The 24461-nt window shown below is 72.6% G+C and carries 25 protein-coding genes and 1 pseudogene; 13 read left to right on the forward strand and 13 right to left on the reverse strand.

The features are described from left to right. Positions 1 to 355 precede the first annotated feature (355 nt). The 3 genes and pseudogenes from AB0M88_RS44850 to AB0M88_RS44860 form a co-directional block, all read right to left on the reverse strand. A pseudogene (locus tag AB0M88_RS44850) lies at positions 356 to 478 on the reverse strand (IS5/IS1182 family transposase); the annotation flags it as partial. Positions 479 to 632: 154 nt separating this feature from the next. Then, complete coding sequence (locus tag AB0M88_RS44855) at positions 633 to 1580, reverse strand: helix-turn-helix domain-containing protein (protein ID WP_364112883.1); 948 nt, start codon at positions 1578 to 1580, stop codon at positions 633 to 635. Positions 1581 to 1599: 19 nt separating this feature from the next. Next, entirely contained in the window at positions 1600 to 2070 is a 471-nt protein-coding gene (locus tag AB0M88_RS44860) for a septum formation initiator (RefSeq protein ID WP_364112885.1), read from the reverse strand. 102 nt (positions 2071 to 2172) lie between these two features. On the opposite strand from AB0M88_RS44860, the gene AB0M88_RS44865 reads away from it, so the two are divergent. From AB0M88_RS44865 to AB0M88_RS44875, 3 genes are all read left to right on the forward strand, one after another. After that, entirely contained in the window at positions 2173 to 2847 is a 675-nt protein-coding gene (locus AB0M88_RS44865) for a response regulator transcription factor (RefSeq protein WP_364112887.1), read from the forward strand. After that, positions 2844 to 4097, forward strand: a complete 1254-nt coding sequence (locus AB0M88_RS44870) for a HAMP domain-containing sensor histidine kinase (RefSeq protein ID WP_364112889.1) — start codon at positions 2844 to 2846, stop codon at positions 4095 to 4097. The genes AB0M88_RS44865 and AB0M88_RS44870 overlap by 4 nt, the downstream gene beginning before the upstream one ends. 86 nt (positions 4098 to 4183) lie before the next feature. Next, on the forward strand, positions 4184 to 4834 hold the full coding sequence (locus tag AB0M88_RS44875) for a PepSY domain-containing protein (protein ID WP_364112891.1): 651 nt from the start codon (positions 4184 to 4186) through the stop codon (positions 4832 to 4834). Between the two features lie 207 nt (positions 4835 to 5041). Here the strand turns inward: AB0M88_RS44875 and AB0M88_RS44880 are convergent, their stop codons facing one another. Beyond that, positions 5042 to 5665, reverse strand: coding sequence for an NPCBM/NEW2 domain-containing protein (locus tag AB0M88_RS44880; protein ID WP_364112893.1), 624 nt, complete (start codon positions 5663 to 5665; stop codon positions 5042 to 5044). Positions 5666 to 5878: 213 nt separating this feature from the next. Here AB0M88_RS44880 and AB0M88_RS44885 point away from each other — a divergent pair, with 213 nt between their 5' ends. Both AB0M88_RS44885 and AB0M88_RS44890 read left to right on the forward strand, forming a co-directional pair. After that, positions 5879 to 6640, forward strand: a complete 762-nt coding sequence (locus AB0M88_RS44885; RefSeq protein WP_364112895.1) for a DUF427 domain-containing protein — start codon at positions 5879 to 5881, stop codon at positions 6638 to 6640. Positions 6641 to 6660: 20 nt separating this feature from the next. Further along, positions 6661 to 7278 (forward strand): hypothetical protein, encoded by a 618-nt coding sequence (locus tag AB0M88_RS44890; RefSeq protein ID WP_364112897.1) that lies wholly within the window; start codon positions 6661 to 6663, stop codon positions 7276 to 7278. On the opposite strand, the gene AB0M88_RS44895 is transcribed toward AB0M88_RS44890, so the two are convergent. Then, entirely contained in the window at positions 7262 to 9889 is a 2628-nt protein-coding gene (locus AB0M88_RS44895; protein WP_364112899.1) for a BTAD domain-containing putative transcriptional regulator, read from the reverse strand. The genes AB0M88_RS44890 and AB0M88_RS44895 overlap by 17 nt on opposite strands. Positions 9890 to 10112: 223 nt before the next feature. Between AB0M88_RS44895 and AB0M88_RS44900 the strand changes: the two genes are divergently transcribed. The 6 genes from AB0M88_RS44900 to AB0M88_RS44925 all read left to right on the forward strand — a co-directional run bounded on the left by AB0M88_RS44900 (position 10113) and on the right by AB0M88_RS44925 (position 15203). Further along, positions 10113 to 11519 carry an LmeA family phospholipid-binding protein gene (locus tag AB0M88_RS44900; RefSeq protein ID WP_364112901.1) on the forward strand — a complete coding sequence of 469 codons (1407 nt, stop codon included), beginning with the start codon at positions 10113 to 10115 and terminating at the stop codon, positions 11517 to 11519. 22 nt (positions 11520 to 11541) lie between these two features. After that, positions 11542 to 12024: a GNAT family N-acetyltransferase gene (locus AB0M88_RS44905; protein ID WP_364112903.1), complete on the forward strand. Its 483-nt coding sequence runs from the start codon at positions 11542 to 11544 to the stop codon at positions 12022 to 12024. A 29-nt stretch (positions 12025 to 12053) separates the two neighbouring features. Further along, positions 12054 to 12968: an NAD-dependent epimerase/dehydratase family protein gene (locus AB0M88_RS44910; RefSeq protein ID WP_364112905.1), complete on the forward strand. Its 915-nt coding sequence runs from the start codon at positions 12054 to 12056 to the stop codon at positions 12966 to 12968. Positions 12969 to 12981: 13 nt separating this feature from the next. Then, on the forward strand, positions 12982 to 13614 hold the full coding sequence (locus tag AB0M88_RS44915) for a helix-turn-helix domain-containing protein (RefSeq protein WP_364112907.1): 633 nt from the start codon (positions 12982 to 12984) through the stop codon (positions 13612 to 13614). Positions 13615 to 13790: 176 nt separating this feature from the next. Further along, complete coding sequence (locus tag AB0M88_RS44920) at positions 13791 to 14327, forward strand: hypothetical protein (protein WP_364112909.1); 537 nt, start codon at positions 13791 to 13793, stop codon at positions 14325 to 14327. 84 nt (positions 14328 to 14411) lie between these two features. After that, a complete protein-coding gene (locus AB0M88_RS44925) occupies positions 14412 to 15203 on the forward strand; it encodes an SAM-dependent methyltransferase (protein ID WP_364112911.1) in 792 nt (263 codons plus the stop codon). Positions 15204 to 15292: 89 nt separating this feature from the next. Here AB0M88_RS44925 and fdhA read toward each other — a convergent pair whose 3' ends face one another. The 5 genes from fdhA to AB0M88_RS44950 form a co-directional block, all read right to left on the reverse strand. Further along, on the reverse strand, positions 15293 to 16534 hold the full coding sequence (fdhA, locus tag AB0M88_RS44930) for a formaldehyde dehydrogenase, glutathione-independent (protein WP_364112913.1): 1242 nt from the start codon (positions 16532 to 16534) through the stop codon (positions 15293 to 15295). 75 nt (positions 16535 to 16609) lie between these two features. Then, on the reverse strand, positions 16610 to 17491 hold the full coding sequence (locus AB0M88_RS44935) for a DUF5753 domain-containing protein (protein WP_364112915.1): 882 nt from the start codon (positions 17489 to 17491) through the stop codon (positions 16610 to 16612). A gap of 253 nt (positions 17492 to 17744) precedes the next feature. Continuing rightward, positions 17745 to 17885, reverse strand: a complete 141-nt coding sequence (locus AB0M88_RS44940; protein WP_364112917.1) for a hypothetical protein — start codon at positions 17883 to 17885, stop codon at positions 17745 to 17747. 98 nt (positions 17886 to 17983) lie between these two features. Beyond that, on the reverse strand, positions 17984 to 18736 hold the full coding sequence (locus AB0M88_RS44945; protein WP_364112921.1) for an IclR family transcriptional regulator: 753 nt from the start codon (positions 18734 to 18736) through the stop codon (positions 17984 to 17986). Positions 18737 to 18792: 56 nt separating this feature from the next. Beyond that, positions 18793 to 19374 (reverse strand): TetR family transcriptional regulator C-terminal domain-containing protein, encoded by a 582-nt coding sequence (locus tag AB0M88_RS44950; protein ID WP_364112923.1) that lies wholly within the window; start codon positions 19372 to 19374, stop codon positions 18793 to 18795. Between the two features lie 103 nt (positions 19375 to 19477). Here AB0M88_RS44950 and AB0M88_RS44955 point away from each other — a divergent pair, with 103 nt between their 5' ends. Further along, the gene (locus AB0M88_RS44955) at positions 19478 to 20407 is read left to right on the forward strand and encodes an alcohol dehydrogenase catalytic domain-containing protein (RefSeq protein WP_364112925.1); all 930 of its coding nucleotides are present in this window, start codon (positions 19478 to 19480) and stop codon (positions 20405 to 20407) included. A 48-nt stretch (positions 20408 to 20455) separates the two neighbouring features. Here the strand turns inward: AB0M88_RS44955 and AB0M88_RS44960 are convergent, their stop codons facing one another. Beyond that, the gene (locus AB0M88_RS44960; RefSeq protein WP_364112927.1) at positions 20456 to 21955 is read right to left on the reverse strand and encodes an alkaline phosphatase D family protein; all 1500 of its coding nucleotides are present in this window, start codon (positions 21953 to 21955) and stop codon (positions 20456 to 20458) included. A gap of 99 nt (positions 21956 to 22054) precedes the next feature. Here AB0M88_RS44960 and AB0M88_RS44965 point away from each other — a divergent pair, with 99 nt between their 5' ends. Continuing rightward, a complete protein-coding gene (locus AB0M88_RS44965) occupies positions 22055 to 22516 on the forward strand; it encodes an RDD family protein (protein WP_364112929.1) in 462 nt (153 codons plus the stop codon). Here the strand turns inward: AB0M88_RS44965 and AB0M88_RS44970 are convergent. Next, the gene (locus AB0M88_RS44970) at positions 22482 to 23123 is read right to left on the reverse strand and encodes a response regulator transcription factor (RefSeq protein WP_364112932.1); all 642 of its coding nucleotides are present in this window, start codon (positions 23121 to 23123) and stop codon (positions 22482 to 22484) included. The genes AB0M88_RS44965 and AB0M88_RS44970 overlap by 35 nt on opposite strands. Before the next feature lie 45 nt (positions 23124 to 23168). After that, positions 23169 to 24461: histidine kinase (locus AB0M88_RS44975; protein ID WP_364112930.1), on the reverse strand; the 1293-nt coding region annotated here is incomplete at its 5' end.

The raw sequence follows: 24461 nt of genomic DNA on the forward strand, positions 1-24461 counted from the left end.
GCGTCTAGTTCGATCTTGGGCCCATCTCCCGGCTCACTCGCGGGGTTTCACCGCCGGCTGCGTCGTTGGTTTCGCGGATCTGGGTGCCAGTTGGGCTCTTGCGGTCACCTGACGGCTTTCTGGTCTGGCTGCCGCGTTTCTGGTCACTGGACATCTTGTTTCTCACCCGGGCGGGCCTGGGTGGTGGGTCTTGCGGGCAGAGACCGTGCCGGTTGCGCTTGCCCCTGCAGTCGGGGGCTGGGGTGGGTGGGTTTCCGGCGGCTGGGCGGACGGCACGTGTACGGGTGGGGGAATCGCTTTGGTGGTTTGGGGGCATTTGCGGGTTTTGCTGCGTGGTCGGGTCGTGTCGTGTCGGTCATCGGAGCCAGATGATTGCGGCGATGAGCGGCAGTGACGAGTGGTGGAGGGCGGCGCGTTCGGCGTAGCGGGTGGGCAGGGCGAGCCGGTTGAAACAGCGATCCACGACGTTGCGTTGCCGGGAGATACCGGCGGCAGGTCCGCTTTTGCGCGCTCCGGCGGCGCGCACGATGCTGGAGTCCGCGGTGATGATCGCCGGGTCGCGGTTTCCGCAGAATGCCGTTGATTACCTGCGGCCAGGTTCCGGCGGCAGCGGTGCGATCACCGCCCACGGCCTAGTTGACGCCGGTGGGGGGTTGGGTGGTGCGGGCGTGGCGGCGGGCCTCGGTGGGGCGGAGGTTGAAGCGGGCCTGGAAGGCCTGGCTGAAGCGGCTGGGGGTGGTGAAGCCGCAGCGCCGGGCCACTTCGGCGACCGGGGTCTGGGGGGAGCGGGTCAGTAGGGCGTGGGCGCGGTCCAGGCGGCGGCCGAGGACGTATTGGGGGAAGGTGGGGCCGGCCTGGGCGAACGTGCGGGAGAGGTGGCGTTCGCTGATGCCTATGGCGGCGGCCACCCGGGTGGCGGAGAGGCCGGGGTCGGTCAGGTGGTCGTCGATGTAGGCGTAGGCGTTGGTGAGGTGGACCGGCGCCTCGGCGCGGGGGTGGCCGCCCAGGACTGTGACCAGCAGGTCCAGGACGGTGTCCTCGTGGACCGGGTCGGGGCCGGTCGGGCGTAGGGCGCGGTCGGTCAGGCGGGCCAGGGCGCGGGTGGCCGGGTCGCCTCCGGTGAAGTCGCGGACCAGCGGGGTGGGGAGGTCGGGGCGGCCGGTCAGGTCGCGGAACAGGGGGCGGGGGATTTTGATCGCCAGCTCCTCGAGGCCGCCCGAGAAGCCGCGCATGAAGGGGCGGTCGGCGTCGCAGATCAGGGCCTGGCCGGGCCGAAGGGTGAGCAGGCCGTCGGAGTGGTAGAAGAAGGCCTCGCCGACCAGGGTCAGGTAGACCGCGATCGAGTCGGACGGGTGGCGGCGGATCAGCGGGGCCGGGCGCTCGACGACGTGGGCGTTGCCGCGGACGCGGGCCAGGTGCATGTGTTCGAGCTGCAGGTTGAGCTCGGTGGCGTCGAGCTCCGACTCGCCGAGCATGGAGCAGCGCAGGCCGATGAGCGCGTGGGCGTTGTGATCCTCCCAGAGCGCGATCCGCTGGGCCGTAGGGAGACCGGCCGTGCTGAAGCTGACCGCCTGCGGCATGCGCCCAGGATATCGCCGGTCACTTGCCGCGGCCGCCGCCGTTCTGCTGCTCGACGGGAGTGTCGCCGGAGCAGGCTATGCGGATCTCGGAGCGGCCGCCGGAGCCCTCGAAGCGGACCTCGGCGTGTTCGCTCTCGGTCTCCTGCCGGGTGACGCGGTAGCCGGGGGAGGGCGCCCAGCTGACCAGGTAGGGCCGGCCGTCGCGGCAGCCGGCGATCACCGAGCCGCCGGCCGACGAGAAGCCCTTCCGCACGCCCGAAGGCTTCGCCGGGGGCGTTGTCGCCGCCGGTCCAGAAGGGGTGGGTGAGCTGGAAGGAACCGGCTGGGCCAGCGCCTTCGCCACGTCCTGCTGGTCGAGCACCCCGCCCGGCGTGGTCGTCAGGCTGTCGCCGATCAGCCGGATCCCGCCCATGCCGATCAGGGTCGCGAGCGCGGCCGCGGCGACCCAGCCCACCCCGGCCATCAGCGTCCGCCGTTTCCCTGAGCGCATCCCCGAACTATGCCCCATCCAACGCTAAGGGCCGCCCGGCGCGACGCTAAGAGACAGTTAAGAGCACTGGTAGAAGGGCCCGCGAGCACTAGGCTCGCAGCGATGGCCCGCCTGCTGCTGATCGAGGACGATCCCACCATCCGCACCCCGCTCGTGCGCGCTCTCAAGGAGCGCGGGCACGCGGTCGCCTCCGTCGCCACCGCGATGGAAGGCGTCCAGACCGCCCTCACCGAGCGCCCCGACCTGGTCGTCCTCGACCTCGGCCTGCCCGACCTCGATGGCCGGGAGCTGCTGCGCATGCTGCGGGCGGTCAGCCAGGTGCCGGTGATCGTGGCGACCGCGCGGGACGACGACGCCGAGATCGTCCGGGTGCTCGACGCGGGCGCCGACGACTACCTGGTCAAACCCTTCACCGCGGCCCAGCTGGATGCCCGGGTGCGGGCGGTGCTGCGGCGCGGCGCTTCCGCGCCGGCCGATCCGACGATCACGGTGGGCGAGCTGATCATCGATCCGGCGGCGAGGACCGTACGCCTGGGCGGCCGGTCGATCGAGCTCACTCCCCGCGAGTTCGACCTGCTGCACCACCTCGCGACCAAGGCCGGTCAGGTGGTGACGAAGCGGGAACTGCTCACCGAGGTGTGGCAGATCCCGTACGGCGGGGCCGACAAGACCGTCGACGTGCACCTGTCGTGGCTGCGCCGCAAGCTGGGGGAGAGCGCGACCGAGCCGCGCTACCTGCACACCGTTCGCGGGGTCGGAGTGAGGCTGGGCGAGTGAGGAGCCGGCTGACCCTGCTCGTACTCGCCACGACCAGCCTGGTCATGATCGCGTTCCTGGTGCCGCTGGCGCTGTTCGTGCGGCAGGTCGCCCAGGACCGGGCCACCGTGCGCGCGACCGCCGACCTGCAGGGCCTGGTCACGCTGGTCGGGACCGGTGACGAACAGCAGATCGGGTTCGGGGTCGAACAGCTGGCGGCCAAGTCGGGCCGCCCGGTGACGGTGTTCCTCGGCGACGGCTCCGTGCTGGGCACGGCTTCTTCCCGTACGCCGGCGGTGGAACTCGCCGCGCGAGGCGCGAGTCTGACCGCGGCCGCCCCCGGAGGCCGCGAGATCGTCGTGGCGGTGCAGGGTCGCCGTGAGGGAACGGCCGTGATCCGCACTTTCGTGCCCGCCTCGGAGACCGGGCGCGGAGTCACCCGCTCCTGGCTGGTCCTGGCCGGACTCGGCGTGCTGCTGGTGCTGCTCGGGCTCGTCGTCGCCGACCGCCTGGCCCGCTCGCTGATCAGGCCGATCACCGCCCTGTCGGAGGTGTCGCACCGGCTGGCCGGCGCCGAACTGACCGCCCGCGCCGAACCCGACGGCCCGCCCGAACTGCGCGAGGTCGCCGGCGCGCTCAACCACCTGGCCGGGCGCATCCAGGAGCTGTTGAAACAGGAGCGGGAGCAGGTCGCCGACCTTTCGCACCGATTGCGTACGCCGCTGACCGCGCTCCGCCTGGAAGCCGAGGCCCTGGGCAACCCGCGCCTGACCGCCGCCGCCGACTCCCTGGAACGGGCGGTGAGCGGGGTGATCCGCCAGGCCCGCCGCCGCTCGGACGCCGCCCCGGCCAACTGCGACGCGGCCGCGGTGATCGCCGACCGGGTGGCCTTCTGGGCGGTGCTGGCCGAGGACACCGGCCGGGAACTGGCCGCCACCCTTCAGCCGGGCCCGCTGCCGGTGGCCCTGCCGGCCGAGGACCTGGCCGCCGCGGTCGACGCGCTGCTCGGCAACGTCTTCGCGCACACCCCCGACGGCACGCCGTTCGCCGTCCGGCTCGCGCCCTCCGAGGACGGCGCGCTGCTCGTCGTCGCCGACCGCGGCCCGGGCCTGCCCGCGGGCCTCGAACGCCGCGGCGCGAGCGGCGGCGACTCGACCGGCCTCGGCCTCGACATCGCCCGCCGGGCCGCGCTCGCCTCCGGCGGCCATCTGTCGATCTACGCGGGCCCCGACGGCGGTGCGGTGATCGAGATGCGGCTCGGCGGTTCTTAACCGGGCCTTATCGATCGGGTAGCGCGACGCTATCTTCCGGTGCGCGAGTCTCGGGTCAGTTGATGTTCGACGACCGGAGGTAAGTCATGAAGCGCACGTCCATCCTCGTCGCCTCGATCGGTGCGGCCGCGGTGCTCGGCGTCGGCGGTACGGCCCTGGCCGCGACGACCGGCGACGACAACGGCCTGCGGGGCGACGGCACGGTCGACGACAACGGCGGGGCGGCCGCCCCGGCGGTCTCGCCGTCCGCGGGCGGGACCGTCTCCGCCACCGACGCCGAAGGGCTGGCCCTGGCGGCGACCGGCGGCGGCCGGGTGATCCGCGTCGAGGCGGAGACCGAGCACGGGGTCGCGGTCTGGAGCGTCCGCATCGTCGTGAACGGTGTCCGCTACGACCTGGACGTGGACCGCGGCACGGGCGAGGTCCTGCCGCACGGCCACGGCGCCGACGACGGCGTGGCGGGCGACCGGCACGGCGGAGACGACAATGTGACCGGCGACCGCCACGGGGTGAAGACCGCGAGCGACGACAAGGGCGGCGCCACGGCGGCTACGCGGGTCGAGGCGGCCGACGACAAGGGCGGCCGGCGTGCCACCACCGCTCGTCACGCCGAGCCGGGTGACGACAAGGGCGGCGAGCGCGCCACGACCGCCCGTCACGCCGAGCCGGGTGATGACAAGGGCGGCCACGGCAACGAGGCGGGCGACGACCACGGCCACCACGGCAACGACGACTGACCCGCTCTCGCCCGTTGGGGCCCGGCCTCGGGTGAGGCCGGGCCCCACCGCCGACGATGTCGCCTTCTCGACGCCTCTCGAAGCGGTCACCGCTACGCGAGGCAGTCACCGGCTGCCGAGGCGGGGGACCGAAGCTACGGGCTCTGTCCCCCACCGGCCGCGCGGACGGCGCCTTCGAGACGGAAAGTTCTCACGCGGCCGCGACACCTAGAAGACGACCGTGTCGCCCAGGTAGACGAGGGGCTTCGGGGTGTGCGGGCATTCCCCGAGCGTGAGGGAGGAGAAGCTGAGCCGCGTGAACCCGCTGATGTCGATGTCGATCGGCAGGGTCTGGTCGTGGCTGAGGTCGAACGTTTTGAACTGGCTGTCGTCGGCGTAGACGTAGACGATGACCGAGGTGTTCCCGGGGGCCGGATCCGCGATACCCAGCGTGCCCGCCAGATGCTGGTATTTGCCGCCGGCATAGAACGCGACCTTGGGGTTGATCTTCCCCATGCAATCGGTCCACATGCCGGTCGAGTGCGCGTAGTGGTTGCCGGCGAGAACGACGTCGGCCGGGCTTCGCTGCTGGCCCGCCTGCCCGGCCGAGTTGGCCGGCAGCTGGTACAGGTAGGTCTGGCCCGCCGAGCCGTTGGCCGGCGCCCCGGCGCCGCCGGGTGAAGCGGGAGCGCCGGAGGAAACGTCGGAGCTCGCTGACTGCGGCCACCACCACGCGACCACCGCTACCGCGAGCGCGACCAGCCCGGCCAGCGAACCGATTCCGGTCCACGCCGGCCAGGACAGCCAGGCGCTCCGGGATTTCGAGGCCGAATCACGTTTGCCGCCGATCATTGCACTCCCTCGCTGCGGACGTCCGGCGGGCGAGGCTAGCCAGGGAAGACGCGTTCGGCAGTCCCCCGAGGGAGGTGCTCGCCTTCGTGATTCGCCTGGCCAGGCGCGGTTCCGTCGTTTGTCGGCGGCATTTCGGCCGGGCGGCGTCCCTCGGTCGTGCGCCGGCCGGCCCGCCCGCCCCTGTAGGTTCGAGGCGACGTGCGAGGGGGAGCGATGAACGACTATCCGCGGGCGATCGCGACGGTGGACCAGCGGGAGCCGGTGCCCCGGCGGGTGCGGGCGGTGCTCGGCGGCCGGACGGTGTTCGACACGACGCGGGCGCTCTACGTGTGGGAGTGGCCGCCCTACCCGCAGTTCTACATTCCGGTCGAGGATGTCGCGGCCGGTGTGCTCGTCGACGAGGGCCACGAGCAGAAGCTCAGCCGGGGGACGGCCCGGCGGCAGAGTCTGAAGGTGAACGGGACCGAGAAACCGGCGGCCGCCCGGGTCTACACCGACGGGTCGCTGAAGGGGTACGCCCGCTTCGAGTGGGACGCCCTCGACGCCTGGTTCGAGGAGGACGAGCAGGTCTTCGTGCATCCGCGTAACCCGTACGCCCGGGTCGACGCGCTCCGGTCGACCCGTCACATCCGGGTCGAGCTTGCGGGGGTGCCGCTGGCCGAGTCGGGTTCGCCGGTGCTGCTGTTCGAGACCGGGCTGCCGACGCGCTACTACCTTGACCGGACGTCGGTGAACTTCGCCGCCCTCGAACCGTCGGACACCGTGACCGCCTGCCCGTACAAGGGGCGGACCACCGACTACTGGTCGATCCGCACGCCGGGCGGCCTGCACCGTGACCTGGCCTGGTCGTATTCGTTCCCGACCGCCGCCCTCACCCCGATCGCCGGGCTGGTCGCGTTCTACAACGAGAAGGTCGACATCACTCTCGACGGCGAGCCGCTGGAGCGTCCCGACACGCATTTCTTCCGAGAATGACGCCGAGGATGACGCCGAGAATGACGTCGTACGACGAGCTGGTGAAGCTCGACCCCGAGCTCGAGCCGGTGCTGACCGCGACCGGCCGCCCCGACCCGTTCGACTGGCCGGACGGCAGCCGCACGCGGGGCGACCACTTCGCCGCGTTGGTGCTGCACATCAGCGGCCAGCAGATCAGCACGAGCGTGGCGTTCCGGCTCTACGACCGGCTGGCCGCCGAGATGGGCGGGCTTCCGAACCCGGCCGGTGTCGCCGCCCTGACCGAGGAACGCTGGCGGGAGCTCGGCTTCTCGCACGCCAAGGTCAAATATCTGAGCGCGATGGCCCGGCGATGCCTGGACGGCGAGCTCGACCTGGCCGGGCTGGCCGACCTGCCGGATGAGGAGGTGCGCGCCCGGCTGACCGCGCTGCCCGGGGTCGGCAACTGGACCACCGACCTGTTCCTGATCTTCCAACTGCACCGGCCCGACATCTTCCCGGCCGGTGATCTGGGCCTGCGGCACGCGGTCGGCCGCTGGCTTCCGCCGACCGGCACCTCGATCCGCGAGGTCGAGGCGCGGGCGACCCGGTGGTCGCCCTTCCGGTCGTACGCGGCGGCCGCGTTCTGGCACAGCCTGCGGCTCAGCCCCACAGCTTAGCCCGCACCGAGGCGGCCGACGGGTGGCCGATCGAGGTCAACGTGTCGGCCGCCCGCTGCCACGCGCCGGTGGCGAGCGACGGCGAACCGGCGGCGGCGTGGGCGTCGCCGAGCCGGGCCAGCGTCTCGCCCTCCCCGTGGCGGTCGCCGAGCTCGCGGTACAGCGCGATCGCCGCCTCGAAATGCCTGACCGCGGCCGCCGGTTCGCCGAGCCGCAACTGGATGTAGCCGAGGCTGTCCCGGCTTTCGGCCTCGCCCCGCTGATCACCGCGCGCGGCGAACGCGGCCAGGGCGTCGCGGCACCGGGCCAGCGCCTCCGGCAGGAGGCCGAGCAGGGCCGCATACCAGCCGACGGCGTTGAGGGCGTACGGATAGACGTCGGTCCCCTCGCCCAGCGCGAGGGCCCGCCGGGCCTCGTCGCGGGCGTCCGAGGCGAGGCCCTGCCGGTCGAGGAGCCAGGCCAGGTCGAGGTGGATGTTGGCCTGGGTCCGCCGGTCCACCGCCGTCTCGGCCGCGGCCCGCAGCCGGGTGCCGGCCTCCGGATAGCGGCCGAGCTGGATCAACGCCCGGGCCAGCGCCCGCAGCGCCCGGGCCCGCGGCGCCGGGTCGGTGCTCGCCGCCAGCGCCGCCTCCTGGCTGACCACCTGGTCCGTCCAGTGCCCCTGCCGCTGCAGGTAGATCGTGAGGTGGTAGGCCAGCGGCACCACGACCGACGACCTGAGCATCGCGAGCAGCGCCTGATGCCACCGCGTGAACCAGTCCATCGCATCGTGCGGGCGGTCCGGCGTGCTGCCCGGCACCGGGGGTGGCAGCGGGACCGGCGGCCGGGCCGGGTCGAGGAGAAGGTCGGCCGCCACCGCGGTCTGCAGATAGTGGCTGGCCAGGCGGTCCCAGGCGGCCGGATCCGACCCGGCGAGCGAGGCCGCGTACGCGTGCAGGAGGTCGTGGAGCGTGACGACCCCGTCGGCGACCGAGATCAGGTTGACCTTTTCCAGCGAGGCCAGGAGCGCGGACGCCGCATCCGGTGGCACCCCGGCGAGACTGGCCGCCGCGGCCAGCGACATCTGCGGAATCGGGTGCAGGCCGAGCAGCCGGAACATGCGGGCGCCGGCGGGCGCGAGCGTGCGATAGGACGACGAGAAGACAGTCCGCAAATCGGAGGCCGCGTCGCCGCCGCGCAAATCGTCGAGCGTGCGCAGCGAACGAGCGATCCGGGCCAGGGGAACGTCGGGTTCGACCGCCGCCCGGGCCGCCGCGATCGACAGCGCCAGGGGCAGGCCGGACGCGCGGCCGATCAACTCGTCCGCGGCGGCCGGCGCGGCGTTGACGCGAACCGCACCGAGGCGCCGCACCAGGAATCCGCGCGCTTCGGCGTACGGGAAAAGGGCGAGCCGCAGCGAGCGCGCCTGTTCCGTCGTTATCAACGGGGTGAGCGGATCGCGGCTCGTGACCACCACCGAACAGCCGCTCCCGCCGGGCAACAATGGCCGCACCTGGGCGGCCGAACGCGCGTTGTCGAGCACGATGAGCATGCGCCGGTCGGCCAGCAGGCTGCGGAAAAGCGCGCTCCGGTCGGCTTGGAGAACCGGGATCCGCGACGCCGGCACATCGAGCGCGGTGAGGAATCCGTGCAGCGCGACCGCCGGGCTCAGCGGCTCCGACGAGGGGTCGAAACCGCGGAGGTTCACAAACAGCTGGCCGTCGGCGAAACGCGACCGCACCGAGTGTCCCCAATGCACGGCGAGCGCGGTCTTCCCGGCGCCCGCCGCCCCGAAAATGACATTGACCGGCGCCAATTCGTCGAGCAGGGCGAGTTGCTCGCCGCGACCGGTGAAATCGGCCGGGTCGGAGGGCAACTGCGCCGGCCGGTGCCCACTCACGCTCACCGCGCCGGTTCCGGCGCCGCGCATTTCCCCGTACGCGGCGGAAAGCGCCTCGCCCGGCTCGACGCCGAGTTCGTTGCCCAGTCGGTCGGCGATCTCCCGGTAGGCGGCCATCGCGGCCGCCCGCTGCCCGTCGGCGGCCAATGCCCGGACCAGCCGTGCGTGCAGCCCCTCGTGGTAGGGCGCGTCCTCGGCCGCCGGCCGCAGCTGCTCGACGACCGGGCGCGGGTCGCCCTTCTCGAGTGCCGCGTCGGCCCAGCGGGTGAGCAGGTCGAGGCGTTCGTCGTGCAGCGCGTCCCGGGTCCGCTGCGCCCACTCGCCGGGCACGCCGGCCAGCGCCACCGGTTCCCACAGGTCGAGCGCCCGCCGCAGCAGGCCCTCGTCGGTCGTGGCCGCCATCCGCCGGGCGGCGTGCAGGTCAACCCGGTCGCGGTCCAGCTCGGCGACGTAGCCGCCGGCCACGTAGCGTACGGTCACCGGCCCGGCCTCGGCCGGCAGCAGTGACCGCAGCCGGGTCGCATAGGTCGCGAGCAGATTGCGGGCCCGGCGCGGCGGGTCGGTGCCCCAGATCCGGTCGATCAGTGTCTCCGCCGCGACGATGCGGCCGGCGTCGAGGAGCAGGCAGGCGAACAGGCACACCTGCTTGCCCGGTCCGAGGTGGACGGTGCCGCCGGGCAGCTCGAGGCGCACCGGGCCGAGCACCCGGAAGGTGAAGCTCGCCTCCGGCACGGGTCCACTACAGCACGTGATGATGATCGATTCAATCGACGGTCCATCGAGGTTCCATCGGGGTGCGGAAGGGTCGCGCGCGGGGGACGGTCCGTCGGGGGCCGGGGGCGTCGCGGTCGGGCAATTACGGGGGAGACCGTGCCGGAGCCGCCGGCGGACCGTCCCTGACCGTCGATGAACTTGGCTGCCGTCTCGCCCGTACTCCCTGCTGGGAGGCGAGCTGATGAACGACCACACGCGCCGCCGGCTGTTCTGGTCCGGGGGCGTCCTCGCGTTTCTGGCCGTCGGGGCGGCGGTGTTGCTGACGCTGCCGGTGCCGGGCCTGCAGGGCTACCTGGCCGGGCAGGTCGGCGGCACAGTGGCTGATCAGGTGGCCTGTCCGGGGGTGCTGCCCGGTCCGCCGTCGGTCACCGTGGGCGGTGGGCGGCTGGTGCCCCAGGTGCTGCGCGGCCGGTTCTCGGAGATCAAAGTGGCGGTGCCCGACGCGACGCTGAGCGGGGTGCCGCACGCGTCCTTCGCGGCGACGATGCGCGACGTGGGCAAGCCGTCCGGCGGGGTGACCCACGTGGGGTCGTTCGACGGGACGATCAAGGTCGGCTTCAGGAATCTGCCCGCGCCGTCCGGCACGACCTTCGCGCGGGCCGGCGACGGCAGCCTCACCGCGCGGACGGTGATCCCGGTGGCCGCGTCCAAGGACGTCAAGGCCGAGCTCTTCCTCTCGATGCGGATCCGCGGCGAGACCGCCGAGTCCGTCCCCTCGCGGCTGCGGATCTTCGGCCGCACGCTGCCGGCCGGGCAGGTCAGCGACCTGACCGGGGGCGTACGCAGGCAGCAGCTGCCGCACCTCCCGGCCGGCGTGACCTACCGCTCGATCGAACCGCGGTCGGACGGCGTGCACGTGTCGCTGGCCGGGGTGTCGACGACGCCGCTCTCGACGCTGCCGGCTTCGGTCGGCGGCCACGACGTCACCTACTCCGCCGCGAACGGCCGGCTGAACATCAACACGTCGATCGTCAGGATCCCGGTGGCCACCATCCGCACCCGGCCGGTGCTGTCGGGTGGCGCGCTGACCCTGCAGCCGACGGCCGTGCACGCGCTCGGGTCCGACCACGCGACCGGCGATCCGCTGGCCAAGCTGGTGCTCGGCCAGATCGACCGGAAGGACCTGACCCGTACGCTGCCGGTCCTGCCCCGTGGTGTCACCTACCGGTCGGTCGCGGTCGACCCGGCCGGCTTCCACGTCACGATCGGCGGCACGACGGTCAAGCCGTTCTCGTCGCTGCCCCAGGACGCCGGCCACCCGGCGGTCTTCGGGGCCCGGAACGGCCTGCTCACGGCCACCGCCACCGGTTCGGGCGCGGCCACGCCGATCGTGCTGCACTCCCAGCCGGTGATCCACGGACGGACGCTCGACCTGGCGCCCTCGGAGATCGAGATGTTCGGAACCCGGTTCCCGGCCGCCGACGTCCTGAGTCGGGTCAAGGGCCAGCAGACCGCGTACCCCTTGCAGGCGCCGGCGAACGGCCTGGCCTATGCCGGGGTGTCGGTGCAGGCCGACGGCCTGCTGATCCACGTGACCGGCCGGCAGGTGGATCTTCCGCGGGGCTCGCTGACCGGCGGCGGCTGCTGAACCGGCTGTTAGCGTGCGGGTCGTGAAGATTCGCGAATTCGCCGGTGCGGACTGGCCGCAGGTCTGGCCGATCATCCGGTCGGTGGTGCGGTCGAGCGAGACGTTCCCCTACGACCCGGCGATGACCGAGGAGGACGCGCGGGCGACCTGGATCGAGTCGCCGCCGGGCCGCACGACGGTCTTCGACGACGGCGGGGTGCTGGGCACGGCCAAGATGAGCGCCAACCGCCCGGGGCCGGGCGCCCACATCTCGACCGCCAGTTTCATGGTCGCGCCCGGTGCCCGGGGCCGCGGCGTGGGCACCGCCCTGTGCGAGGACGCGCTGGCCTGGGCGCGCGCGGCCGGTTTCGCGGGCATGCAGTTCAACGCCGTGGTCGAGTCCAACGCGTCGGCCGTCCGCCTCTACGAGCGGCTCGGCTTCCGGGTGCTCGGGACCGTTCCGCGGGCGTTCGAACACCCCACCCGGGGCCGCGTCGGACTGCACCTGATGTATCTGGAGTTCTGACCCCACCTATCCGGAGACGCTCTCTCCGATTGTGCTACGGTCGAAACGGAGAAGGCATCTCCGATTCAAGGAGTGGGCATGAGCGAGACCGTCCTGGTCACCGGCGGCACGGGCTACGTGGCGACCTGACCCGCGACGAAGGCTGGGACGCGGCGATGGCCGGCGTCGACTACGTGCTGCACGTGGCCTCGCCGCTCGGCGACACCCCGGACCTGATCGGCCCGGCCCGCGACGGCACCCTCCGGGTGCTCCGGGCCGCGACCGGCGCGGGCGTGAAACGGGTGGTCGTGACGTCGGCCGCCAACGCGGCGAGCCCTTCCTCGTACGCCGAGGAAGGCGTCACCGACGAAACCCTCTGGACCGACCCGGCCGACCCGTCCCTGCCCGCCTACCGGCGCTCCAAGACCCTGGCCGAACGCGCGGCCTGGGACTTCATGGCCACCTCGGCCGGCGCGACCACCCTCACCACGATCCTGCCCGGCGCCGTGTTCGGGCCGCTGCTGTCGACGGAAAACCTCGGCTCGGTCCAGATCGTCCAGCGCATGCTCACCGGCAGAATGCCGGGCACACCCCGCATCGGGCTCGAGATCGTCGACGTCCGCGACCTGGCCGCCCTGCACGTCGACGCCATGACCGCGCCCGCCGCGGCCGGCGAGCGCTTCCTGGCCACCGGCGAGTTCACCTGGATGCGCGAGATGGCGGCCGACCTGCGGGCCGGACTCGGGCCGGCCGCCAACCGCGTGCCGACCCGCCGACTGCCCGACTTCGTGGTGCGGTTCGGGGCCCGGTTCGACGCGTCGCTGCGGTCCATCACCATGTCGCTCGGCCGCCGCAACCGGCACACCACCGGCAAGGCGCTGCGCGTGCTCGGCTGGCACCCCCGCCCGGCCGCCGGCACGGTCGTCGACTGTGCCCGCAGCCTGATCGTCTGGCAGTTGGTCTAACCTGGGGCCCGAGATGGCAGGCTCACGAAGTGACTCGGTGCGCAACCGGGGCCGACTGCTCGACGCGGCCCGCGAGGTGTTCGCCGAGCGCGGCTTCGCGGCCACCCTCGACGACATCGCGCGGCACGCCGGGCTCGGCACCGGCACGGCGTACCGTCATTTCCCCAACAAACAGGCCCTCGCCGCCGAAATCCTGACCGAGGCCACCGGCCAGATCGCGGCGGACGCCCGCGAGGCACTCGCCCTGAGCGACCCGTGGCAGGCGCTGGAACAATTCTTCTCGCGGGCCGCGGCCCGGCAGGCCCGCGACCGGGGCCTCTACGAGGCACTCACCGGCCGCGGCGACGACGAGGCCCAGGCCCGCATCTGGCCCGAAATCATCACCGCGGTCACCTCCCTGTTCGACCGCGCCCACGACGCCGGCGCGATCCGGGCCGACGCCGCCCCGCAGGACATCGCCGCCCTGTTCGCCCTCCTCGGCCCGGCCTTCGAGATGAGCCGGGCGACCGCCGACGACGGCCTGTGGCGGCGCTACCTGGCCCTGCTGCTCGACGGCCTCCGAGCGACCGGCCGGCCCGCACTGCCCGGCCCGCCCCCGCCACTCTCGTCGGTCGCGGCGATCCTGCGAACCGGCAAACACCACTGATCCCGCGCCCGGCTCATCGAAACCCTCGCCGCCGGCCAGGGCGGCCCGCTCGCGGTCGTCGGCCCGGCGGGCTCGGGCAAAACCACCCTCGCCGAGGAGACGGCCACCCTCGCGGCCGGGCACGGTCTCATCCCGTACGCCGAAAGCCGGCACCGACCGACGGCGGCCCGGCCCTCGTGGTCCTCGATGGTCCGGCCGCGCCGGACCGGGCCCTGGTGCAGCGGCTGGCGTCAGACCAGACCGCCGTGCTAGTTAGTGCGGCGGCTTCGCTCGGCCTCGACCCCGAGGTGCGCCTGGGCGGCTTCGCGCAGCCGCAGCCGGCCGCCCTCCTCGCTCGGCCGTGCATGCGATCCGGTTGGCGCGGGGGGCTTGCCGGGGCCGGCCCGATGGCCTTCCCGGAGCGGCTGACCACCTCGGCCGAGGCCGTCGACCTGGCCCGCCGGGCCGGCCCGGACGCCGAAACCGAGGCGGCCGACCGCTCCGGCGACGACGGACGCTCGTCGGCCGCCCAGGCCGAGCGCACCGCCCTGCTCGCCGAACTCCCGCGAGCAACCCGCCTCGGGCGGCCGCCCCGCCGAGCCGGCCGCGACGCCGAACGCACCCGCGTCAACACCACCAAGGCTCTCCGCACCGCCGTCGCGCGGATTGCCACCGCGGCCGCGCCGGGACCTCGGACCGGACGCTGCCTCCTACGCGGTTGTCCTGGCGTCTAGGGTGTCAGGTATCTCATGTGGACTGTGTCCGCCCGATGAGCCAGGACACCGCGTCCCCAGCTTCGTCCGGAAAGGCCGCTCCTGATGGCTGAACCCACGCCAAGCCCCGCAATCGACAGCACCGTCCCGCATTCGGCTCGGATCTGGAACTACTGGTTGGGCGGCAAGGACAACTTCGCCGTCGACCGTGAGGCCGGGGATGCCTATGCCGCGACGTTCCCCGAAGTCATCGCCATAGCCAGGGAAGCCCGGAAGTTCCTGGTCCGAGCCGTCCGTTACCTCGCCGCCGACGCGGGTGTGCGGCAGTTCCTCGACATCGGCACCGGACTGCCGGTCATGCAGAACACTCATGAGGTCGCCCAGCAGGCCGCCCCGGACGCCCGCATCGTGTACGTGGACAATGACCCGCTCGTGCTGACGCACGCCCGTGCCCTGCTCACCAACACCACCGATGAGGGCGTAACCGGCTACGTCGATGCCGACCTGCACAACCCGGACCAGGTCGTCGCCGACGCCCGGAACATTCTGAACTTCGCCCAGCCGATCGCGGTCATGTTCATGGGGGTCCTCGGCCACGTCCCCGACTCCGACGAAGCGCGTTCGATCGTGGCCCGGGTGATGGCGGCTGTTCCCTCCGGGAGCTATCTGGTGCTCTACGACGGCACCGAAAACGAGGCCGCGAGCGAGGCCCTCGATGACTACAAGGACACGGGCGCGGTCCCGTACGTCAACCGGAGCCCCGAGGAGCTCGGCCGCCTTTTCGGGGATCTGGAGATGCTGGAACCCGGGCTGGTGCCGATCACGCAGTGGCGCTCGGATCCGGCGGCCGAGGCGACGCCGGTGGACGCGTACGGCGGTGTCGCCGTCAAGCCGTGACGCGGGTGCCGAACCCGGGACGTCATACCCCGGAGGGCGTAACCCGGCCGGTTACATCCGGTGCGCGGGCCGGGTCACGTCCGCACCCGTCAGGAACGGCTCAGGACCCCGTGCGGGTCGAGGACGTACTTGCGGGCCGCGCCCTGGTCGAACTCCTGGTAGCCGTGGGGTGCCTCGTCCAGGGAGATCGGGGTGGCGTTGACGTTGCGGGCGATCTGCACCTTGTCGTGGAGGATCGCCATCATCAGGTTGCGGTTGTACTTCATCACCGGGCACTGGCCGGTCACGAACGAGTGGGACTTCGCCCAGCCGAGGCCCAGCCGCAGCGACAGCGAGCCGACCTTGGCCGCCTCGTCGACGCCGCCCGGGTCGCCGGTGACGTACAGGCCGGGGATGCCGATCGCGCCGCCGGCCCGGGTGACCGTCATCAGCGAGTTCAGCACCGTGGCCGGCATCTCGGTCTCGGCGTCCGAGCCGTGGCCGCGGGCCTCGAAGCCGACCGCGTCGACCGCGGCGTCGACCAGTGGCTCGCCGATCGCCGGCGTGTCCTTGCCGAGGATCTGCTGGACCTGGTCGAGCGGGTCGCCCTCGGCCACGTTCACGGTCTCGCAGCCGAAGCTGCGAGCCTGCGCCAGACGCTCCTCGTTCAGGTCACCCACGATCACCACTGCGGCTCCGAGAAGGTACGCGGAGGTGGCCGCGGCCAACCCGACCGGGCCGGCGCCCGCCACGTACACGGTGGAGCCGGTGGTCACACCGGCGCTGACGCATCCGTGATAGCCGGTGGGGAAGATGTCGGCCAGCATGGCCAGGTCGAGCATCTTCTCCATCGCCTGGTCGCGGTCGGGGAATTTGAGCAGGTTCCAGTCGGCGTAGGGCACGAGCACGTATGAGGCCTGCCCGCCGACCCAGCCGCCCATGTCGACGTAGCCGTACGCCGACCCGGGCCGGTCCGGGTTGACGTTGAGGCAGACGCCGGTCTTGCCTTCCTTGCAGTTGCGGCAGCGGCCGCAGGCGATGTTGAACGGCACCGAGCACACGTCGCCGACCTTGACGAATTCGACGTCCGGCCCGACGTCGACGACCTCGCCGGTGATCTCGTGGCCGAGCACGAGGCCCGGTGGGGCGGTCGTCCGCCCGCGCACCATGTGCTGGTCGCTGCCGCAGATGTTGGTGGCGACCGTCTTGAGGATCGCCCCGTGCCGGACCTTGCGGCCGATGTTGGCCTTGTTGACGCCCGGCCCGTCCTTCAGTTCGTACGTCGGATAGTCGATGTCGTGGACTTCGACTTGTCCCGGTCCCTCGTAGACCACCGCGCGGTTTCCTGGCATCGTTGCCTCCCGTCGTGACGTGACTCCTCACCGGAGTCTTCTCCTTCGGCGGGATGCCGTCGATACCGGCAGTTTTCACAAACCGCGAGCGGCCAGGTCGTCGAGGATCTGGCGGAGGATCGCCGGGGTGCGGCCGGGCGGCTCGGCGTCGATGAACAGCCGGCTGATCGCCGCCGCGTACTGGTCGACGTCCTCGGTCTTCTCCAGGTAGAGGCCGCTGGTCAGGTGCTCGATGTAGACCACGTCGGGCAGTTCCTCGTGCGGGAACCGCAGGATGCTGAACGCGCCGCCGGCCGCCGCGTGTCCGCCCGAGTCGAACGGCATGACCTGCACCCGCACGTTGGGCGAGTTGCCGATTTCGAGCAGGGATTCGATCTGCTCGCGCAGCACCTCGTAGCCGCCGATCGGCCGGCGCAGCACCGCCTCGTCGAGCACCGCCCACAGGCGGGGGGCGTCCTCGCGTTCGAGGAGTTGTTTGCGGGCCATCCGGAGCCGGGCCCGGCGGTCGATCTCCTCCTTCGACGCGTTGTCGTGCCCGAGCCGGATCACGGCCCGGGCGTACGCGTCGGTCTGCAGCAGTCCGGGCACGAACTGCACCTCGTACGTGCGGATCAGTTCGGCCGCCTGCTCGAGGTCGAGGTAGTTCTGGAACCAGGTGTCGAGGACGTCGCCGTACTGGTGCCACCAGCTCGGCGCGTTGGCCTCCTTGGTGAGCAGTTTGAGCCGCTCGTGCTCGCCGGGGTCGTCGACGCCGTAGAGGATGAGCAGGTCGGTGACGTCGCGCTCCTTGAAGCCGACCCGGCCCAGCTCCATCCGGCTGATCTTCGACTCGGACGCGCGGATCGCGTATCCGGCCTGGTCGCGGCTGATGCCACGGGCCAGCCGCAGCGCGCGTAACCGCGCGCCGAGTTGTAACCGGCGCACGGTGGAGCCGCCGGTGTCGCTTCCTGTGGTCACGAAGACCTCCCCGCCGGACCGGGCATGTTTCGCCCGGGCGCCCCCGGCCGTCCTGTTGTCGGTGCTCGTATCCCCTGTACGCGAGCACCGTTCGCCCCTGCTCATCCAGGCGATCCATAGTGGATCAGCCTTGATCGTTTGGCGCAAGCATACCCACGTGCCTACGTGGGCATGCGTCAATGCGTAACCGATTCACGTCCGACGGTGACAAGCGGGGCGAGGGCGACAAAAAGGGCGGGAGCCGGGGGAACGCTCAGCCCGCCACCGCGAAGTAGACCAGGGCGACGATCGCGATCACGAACAGCAGCACGAGGCCGCCGACCAAGAGTGTTCCGGCCAGGCCGCTGCCCTCTTCCTCCGGGGGTTTCGGGCGCTTGGCGTCGGTGCTCGGCATTGGGGGGCCTCCAGCAGAGAGCGAATGAACCTCGCGGAGGCTAATGGCGGCGCGACCCGGCCCACGAGGGCCGATTCCGCACCGCGAAACGCTGCCACTTACGGCTGCGGCTTGTGGTGCGAGAGCACCTGGCGTACGAGCCGGCCCGTGCGGTGCAGGTGCTGATGGGGGAAGCGGGGCGCCGAGCCGAGCACGGCCAGCGCGCCGACCACCCGCTCGCCGTCGTGGACCGGGACCGCCGCGCCGGCCATCCCGGCCAGGAACTCGCCCGACTGCATCGCATAACCCCGCTCGCGGCTGGCCTCGACGTCGGCGGCCAGCCTCCGGGGATCGACGATCGTTGACACCGTACGCGGGGTGAGCCGCAACCGCGGCACGATGGCCGCCGCCCCCTCGGCCGGAAGGCCGGACAGTGCCGCCTTGGCCAGGCACCCACTGGCGAGCGGGTAGCGGTTGCCGACGGCCGAGGTGATCGCGGCCGACGGGTGCACGGGATGGCGCTTGCCGATGATCAGCAGCGACAGATTGTCCCAGTCGACCTCGGCGACCAGCACCGTCTCGCCGGTGCGCCGGGCCAGCTCGTCGGCCGCCTCGCGGGTGCGCCGCGTGGTCGGCGAGCCCTCGGCGACCACACCGCCCAGTTCGAGCAGGCGCGGGCCGAGCAGATAGGTGCCGTCGGCGGCCTGGCGCAGGAAGCCGCGCTCGATCAGCGTCACCGCGAGCCGGCGCACGCTGGGCCGGGGCAACCCGACCGCGTCGGCCAGCTCGGACAGGTGCAGCCGGGGATGCGCTGGGCTGAAGGCGCTCAGGATGTCGAGCGCGCGGGCCACCGACCGTACCTCGTTGGACACCGGCATTGTTTTAGTCGCCGTCTATGGCCGATGGCAAGTCCGCAGTGTCGGCGGTCTCAGCGGGCCAGGCCCAGGGTGCGCGGGAAGGTGACGGCGAAGAAGTCGTCGATCGGCTGGGCGTTGCCGGTCGCCTTGGCCAGCAGGGCGGCGCCCTCCCAGGCGCTGCCGAGGGCGCGGGCCACCTCGTCGGGGTCGGCCCCGGCGGGCAGCTCGCCCTGGTCGGCCAGCCGGCGTACGGGAATCGCGAGGGCGCCCAGCCAGACGGTGAGCGAGTCGCGGACCGCGGTGTCGACCTGCGTGCCGCTGCGGGCGACCTCGGCCGCGAAGTTGCCGAGCAGGCAGCCCAGCGCGTAGTCGTGCTGGGCGAGGTCGGCGCGCAGGTGGTCGAAGTGCTTCTGCAGCGCGTCGAGCGGCTCGGACCCGGGGTCGAGCAGGATCTCGGTGCCGCGGGTCCGGGCGTACTGCTCGACGACGAGGACGCCGAGGGCGTCCTTGCTCGGGAAGTGGTTGTAGAACGACCCCTTGGGGGCTCCGGCCCGCCCGGCGATCGCGGCGACGCCGGTCGCGGAGTAGCCCTTCTCGTGGAACTCGGCGGCGGCCGCCCCGAGGAGGGCGTCGCGGAGACTGCGCTGTGCCATCCCGGGATCCTATCGACAAGACGACCGATCGTCTCGGTGGCGTTCGCCACGTTGTCAATATGACCGACCGCCTTAGAGTAATGATCACCGAAAGGAGCTCACCGTGAGCCGTCTGATCCTTCCCGCCGTCGGTGACGAAGCCGTCCTCGAAGAGAACTACGAACTGCCCCTCGGCCCCGGCGACGTCCGCGTGGCCGTCGACGCCGCCCCGGTCAACCCGGCCGACCACCTCTTCATGCAGGGCTGGTTCGGGGTGTACCCGCAGGTGCCGGCCCCGCTCGGCGGGGAAGGGGCGGGCCGGGTCGTCGCCGCCGGCGCGTCCGCCGACCAGTCCCTGATCGGGCAGCAGGTCATCATCCTGCCCACCTTCACCCACGGCTCGTGGGCCGACGAGGTGGTCGTCCCGGCGAGCGGCGTCATCCCGGTCTCCGGCGACCCGCAGCAGCTGGCCCTGCTGTCGGTCAACCCGGCCACGGCGTACGCGCTGCTCAACGACTATGTGACCCTGTCGCCGGGGGACTGGATCGGCGTGAGCCTGGCCAACTCGGCGGTCGGGCGCGCGGTGATCGCCCTGGCGCGGCGGTCCGGCCTCAAGGTTCTGGCGTTCGTCCGCAGCGAGGAGGCGGCCGCGTCGGTCACCGCCGACGCCGTCGTCGTCGGCGACGGGGACGTCCTCGCCGCTCTGGGCCCGGCCCGGCTGAGCGTGTTCTTCGACGGGGGAGCGCCCGACCTGTCGGCGGTCGTCCCGGCCGTCGCCGACGGCGGCACGATCGTCACCTTCTCGTCGACGACCGGGCAGTCGCCGGTCGTCCCGTTCGGGGACTTCCTCTACCGCGGCATCTCGTTGCGGTCGTTCTACATCCTGCGGTGGCTCGCGACCACGCCGCGGGAACGCCTCGTGTCCGTCTACACCTCGCTGGCCGAGCTGCTGGCCGACGGGACCCTGGGCACTCCGGTGGCGGCGACCTACCCGCTCTCGGCGTACCGGGAGGCTCTGGCGCACACCGGCGGCAAGGTCCTGTTCACTCCCTGAGCCGGGCGTGGGCGAGGACGCCCTCGCCGCCGTCGAAGGTCACGTCGGTCAGAGCGGGTGCAGGCCGGGCCGGCCGTCGGGGATGGCGAAGGACTTCAGGGTGGTGACCGGGGCGCCGGGGAGTTTGACGAAGTCGAGGGTCCGGAAGTCGGCCGTGAGCTGAGCCGGGGTGATCCGGGCGCGGCAGTAGCCGCGACGGTCGGAATAGAAGCGCAGGTGGGGATTGGTGGCCTGGCCGGGCACCGCGGTGTCGGGGGTGCCGTCGCCGCGGGAGGTGAGCGACGTGCAGATCAGTTCGGTGCCGACCGTGGGGGAGCGCTCGTCGGTGTAGTCGGCCTTGAGGTCGTTGGCCCAGGCCGTGTGGATGTCGCCGGTCAGGACCACCGGGTTGCGGACCCGGCGGTCCTGCCAGCCCCGCTGGATGCGGGCCCGGGAGGCGCGGTAGCCGTCCCACGCGTCCATGTTGCCGACGCCGGTGGGGTCGAGGCGGCCGGCGAAGAAGACCTGCTGGCCGAGGATGTCCCAGGTGCCGTGGTGCTCGGCGAAACCGTCCAGCAGCCAGGCCTCCTGGGCGGCGCCGGTGATGCTGCGCCGGGGCTGGTCGGCCTCGCGGCAGACCTTCCAGCCGCCGGCACAGGCCAGGCGGCTGCGGAACTGGCGGGTGTCGAGCATGTGGAAGGTCGCCAGCCGGCCCCAGTAGAGGCGGCGGTAGAGCTGGATGCTGTTGCCGACCGGGGCCGAGGCCGGGCGCAGCGGCAGATGCTCGTAGTAGGCGCGGTAGGCGGCGGTCCGGCGGGTCACCCACTGGGCCGGGGTCAGCGGCGGAAGGTCGTCGAAGCGGAACACGCCGGAGTAGTCGTCCTCGACGTCGTGGTCGTCCGGCACCACGACCCACGGGGCGACGGCGTGGGCGGCCTGCAGGTCGGGATCCATCTTGTACTGGCCGTACCGGCGGCGGTAGTCGGGCAGGGTGAGGATCTCTCGCCCGAGGTGCGGGCGGACGACGTTGGGCTTGGCCGCGCCCTCGTAGATGTAGTCGCCCAGGTGCAGGATCAGGTCGGCGTGCTCCTCGGCCATCCGGCGGTAGGCGGTGAAGTAGCCCGACTCCAGGTTCGAGCAGCAGGCGAAGAGCATCGTGAGGTCGCGGCCGCGCGCGTCGAACGCCGGTGTGGTGAGTGTCCGGCCGGTCGCCGAGACGTGGCCCCGGGCGCGGAAGCGGTAGTAGTACTCGGCGTCCGGGCGCAGGCCGTTGGCGACCACGTGGACGGTGTGCGCGTCCGCGTACCGGGCCTGGACCGTGCCCGAGGTGACCACCTTGCCGAAGGTGGGGCTGGTCGCGATCTGCCAGTCGACCGGGACGTCGGCGTGCGGCATCCCGCCCTGGCCGTCGGCGTCGAGCGGGGACGGGGCGAGACGGGTCCAGAGGACGACGCTGTCGGGGGCCGGGTCACCCGAGGCGACGCCGAGGCGGAACGGGTAGGCGGGGCTCCGCGGGACGAGGGCGGTCCCGGCGAGGCCGAGGACGAAGGTGCGGCGTGTAACGGCCATAGCCCGATGACCTTATAAGAGGTGAATGTCCGGTTCGGCGGAGAAACGCCGGGGCGGGCGGAAATGCGTCGACGGCAGAGCGGGACTACCGTCGCGGGCGTGGATCCGTTGGACGGCGTCGTCCCACGGCGGCTGCTGCAGGCGGCCGTCGACCAGGGAATGATCTTCGTGATCTTCTTCGTGCTGCTCAACGTGGCGGTCTTCACGCACGACCGGGTGCTGCTCGGGGTCGCGTTCGCGCTGCTGCTCGTGCTGCCGTTCGCCGTGCACGTGCTGCTGGCCTCGCGGAGCGGCCGCACGCCGGCGATGCGGCTGACCGGGCTCCGGATCGTCACGACGGCGGGGACGAGCCCGCGCTTCGGCGCGTACGTCATCCGCTGGCTGCTGATGGTGGCCGACGGGGCCCTGTTCGGCCTGGTCGGTCTGGTCGTCATCCTGGCGACGCGGCGCCGGCAGCGGATCGGCGACATCGTCGCCGGGACGCTGGTGGTGCGCGAGCCCGCCGTTCGCGAAGCGGCGACGCCGGTCAGCGCACCAGCCGATGCCGCCATGCCCAGATAGCGATCTCGGTCCGGTTCCGCGCGCCGAGCTTGCGCTGCACCGAGCTCAGGTGCGTCTTGACCGTCGACATCGACACGACCAGCTCGGATGTGATCTCGGCGTTGGTGCGGCCCTGCGCGACCAGCCGCACGACGTCGGTCTCCCGGGCGGTCAGTAGCTCGGGCAGATCGGCTTGCGGCGCCACGGGCAGGTTGGACAGCAGCCGCCGGGTCATCGACGGCGACACCAGCGAGTCGCCGTTCGCCGCCGCCCGCACCGCCTCGACCAGCAGCGCCGGGCCGGCGTCCTTGAGCAGGAACCCGAGCGCCCCCGCCCGCAGCGCGGCATGCAGGTTGGCGTCGAGGTCGTAGGTCGTCACGACGACCACGGCGAGGGGCGAGCCGACCGACTCGCCGGCCAGCATGCGGGTCGCCTCGATCCCGTCGATGCCCGGCATGCGGATGTCCATCAGCGTGACATCGGGCCGCAGCCGCAGCGCCTCCCGGATCGCCGTCGCGCCGTCGGCCGCCTCGCCGACGACCTCGATGTCGTCCTCGGCGGACAGGATCAGCCGGAACCCGGTGCGAATCATCGCCTGGTCGTCGGCGATCAGCACCCGGATGCCCACTCGCTTGCCTTCGTGCTCGTCCGGGACCGGCTCGCGGATGCCCACTCAGACCCCTCGCTCGACGGGCCCGTCCAGCGGCAGCCGGGCCACGACCTCCCAGCGCCCGCCGCCGACCGGTCCGGCCCGGAGCGTACCGCCCACATCGCGCACCCGCTCGGCCATGCCGACCAGGCCGAATCCCTCGCCTCGCGGCTCCGCCGCCACGGCGTCATTGACGATCGCTATCCGCAGGGCGGCATCGAAGGCCTCGTTCTCCGTACGCGCGGAGACCGTGATCTCGGCCGCCCCCGGCGCGTGTTTCCGGGCGTTGGTCAGCGCCTCGAGCGTCAACCAGTACGCCGTGGCGACCACCCGCGGCGGCAGCGACCGCACATCCTCGACGGCGAGCCGGACCCGCGGATCGTCCCCCACGGCGATCCGCAGTGACCGTTCCAGATCATCGGTGCGCTCCGGCACGACGTCGTCCGACCGCAGCGTCCGCACGAGCCGGCGCATCGCGGTCAGCGCCTCCTTGGCCGCGTCCTCGATCTCGGCATAGCCCGCCGTGGCCGCCGGATCGCGCTTGCCCGCCACGACACCGGACGCCTGGGCCAGCACGACGATCCCGGTCACGTGGTGGGCGACCACGTCGTGCAGCTCGCGGGCGATCCGCAGCCGCTCGGCCGTCCGCGCCTCGGCCGCCGACGCCCGCCGCCGGGCGTCCGCGTCCCGCAGCATCAGCCCGACCGCGACGGCGACGCCCCACAGCACCGCCCCGGCCACGGCCGACCAGGGCTGCGCGCGCCCGGCTTCGACCATGACGACCGCCCCGGCAAGCGAGAATGCGGCCGCGACCAGCGGTTTCAGCCGGCGGCCCGCGGCACCGACGATGACGGCGGCGGCCAGCACCGCCAGGGCGCTGGGCCCCGGCGCGGCCGCGACCGCGGCCAGGGCGAGCGCGCCCGCGCCGGCGGCCGGCAGCGGGAGCCGGCGGCGCAGGACGGCCACCACCGCGGCGGCGACCCCGGCCGAGTGCGGAATGCCCGACCAGGCGAACCCGCCCCGCAGCCCGGCGACCGCGTCCACCACCGCGAGCACCACGAACGCCGACACCTCGGCGGCCAGCAGCACCGACCGCCCGCCCGGGGTGCCCTCGGGCCCGGCATCGCCTCCGGCGCCCGAGGTGGCGTCGTCTTTTGCGGCGGCCGGGCGGTCGGGTCCAGTGCCCGGGGCGCTGCTGTTGGGCGCGTCGGGCTCTGGCGCACCGCCTTGGCCGGCGGGGGCCTCTGGCTCACTGCTGTCGCCGGCGGCGGGCTCTGGTGCACCGTTGTGGCCGGCGGCGGCCGGGAGCTCCGGCCG

It is taken from the genome of Actinoplanes sp. NPDC051411 (genome assembly GCF_040682075.1).
GTDB lineage: Bacteria > Actinomycetota > Actinomycetes > Mycobacteriales > Micromonosporaceae > Actinoplanes.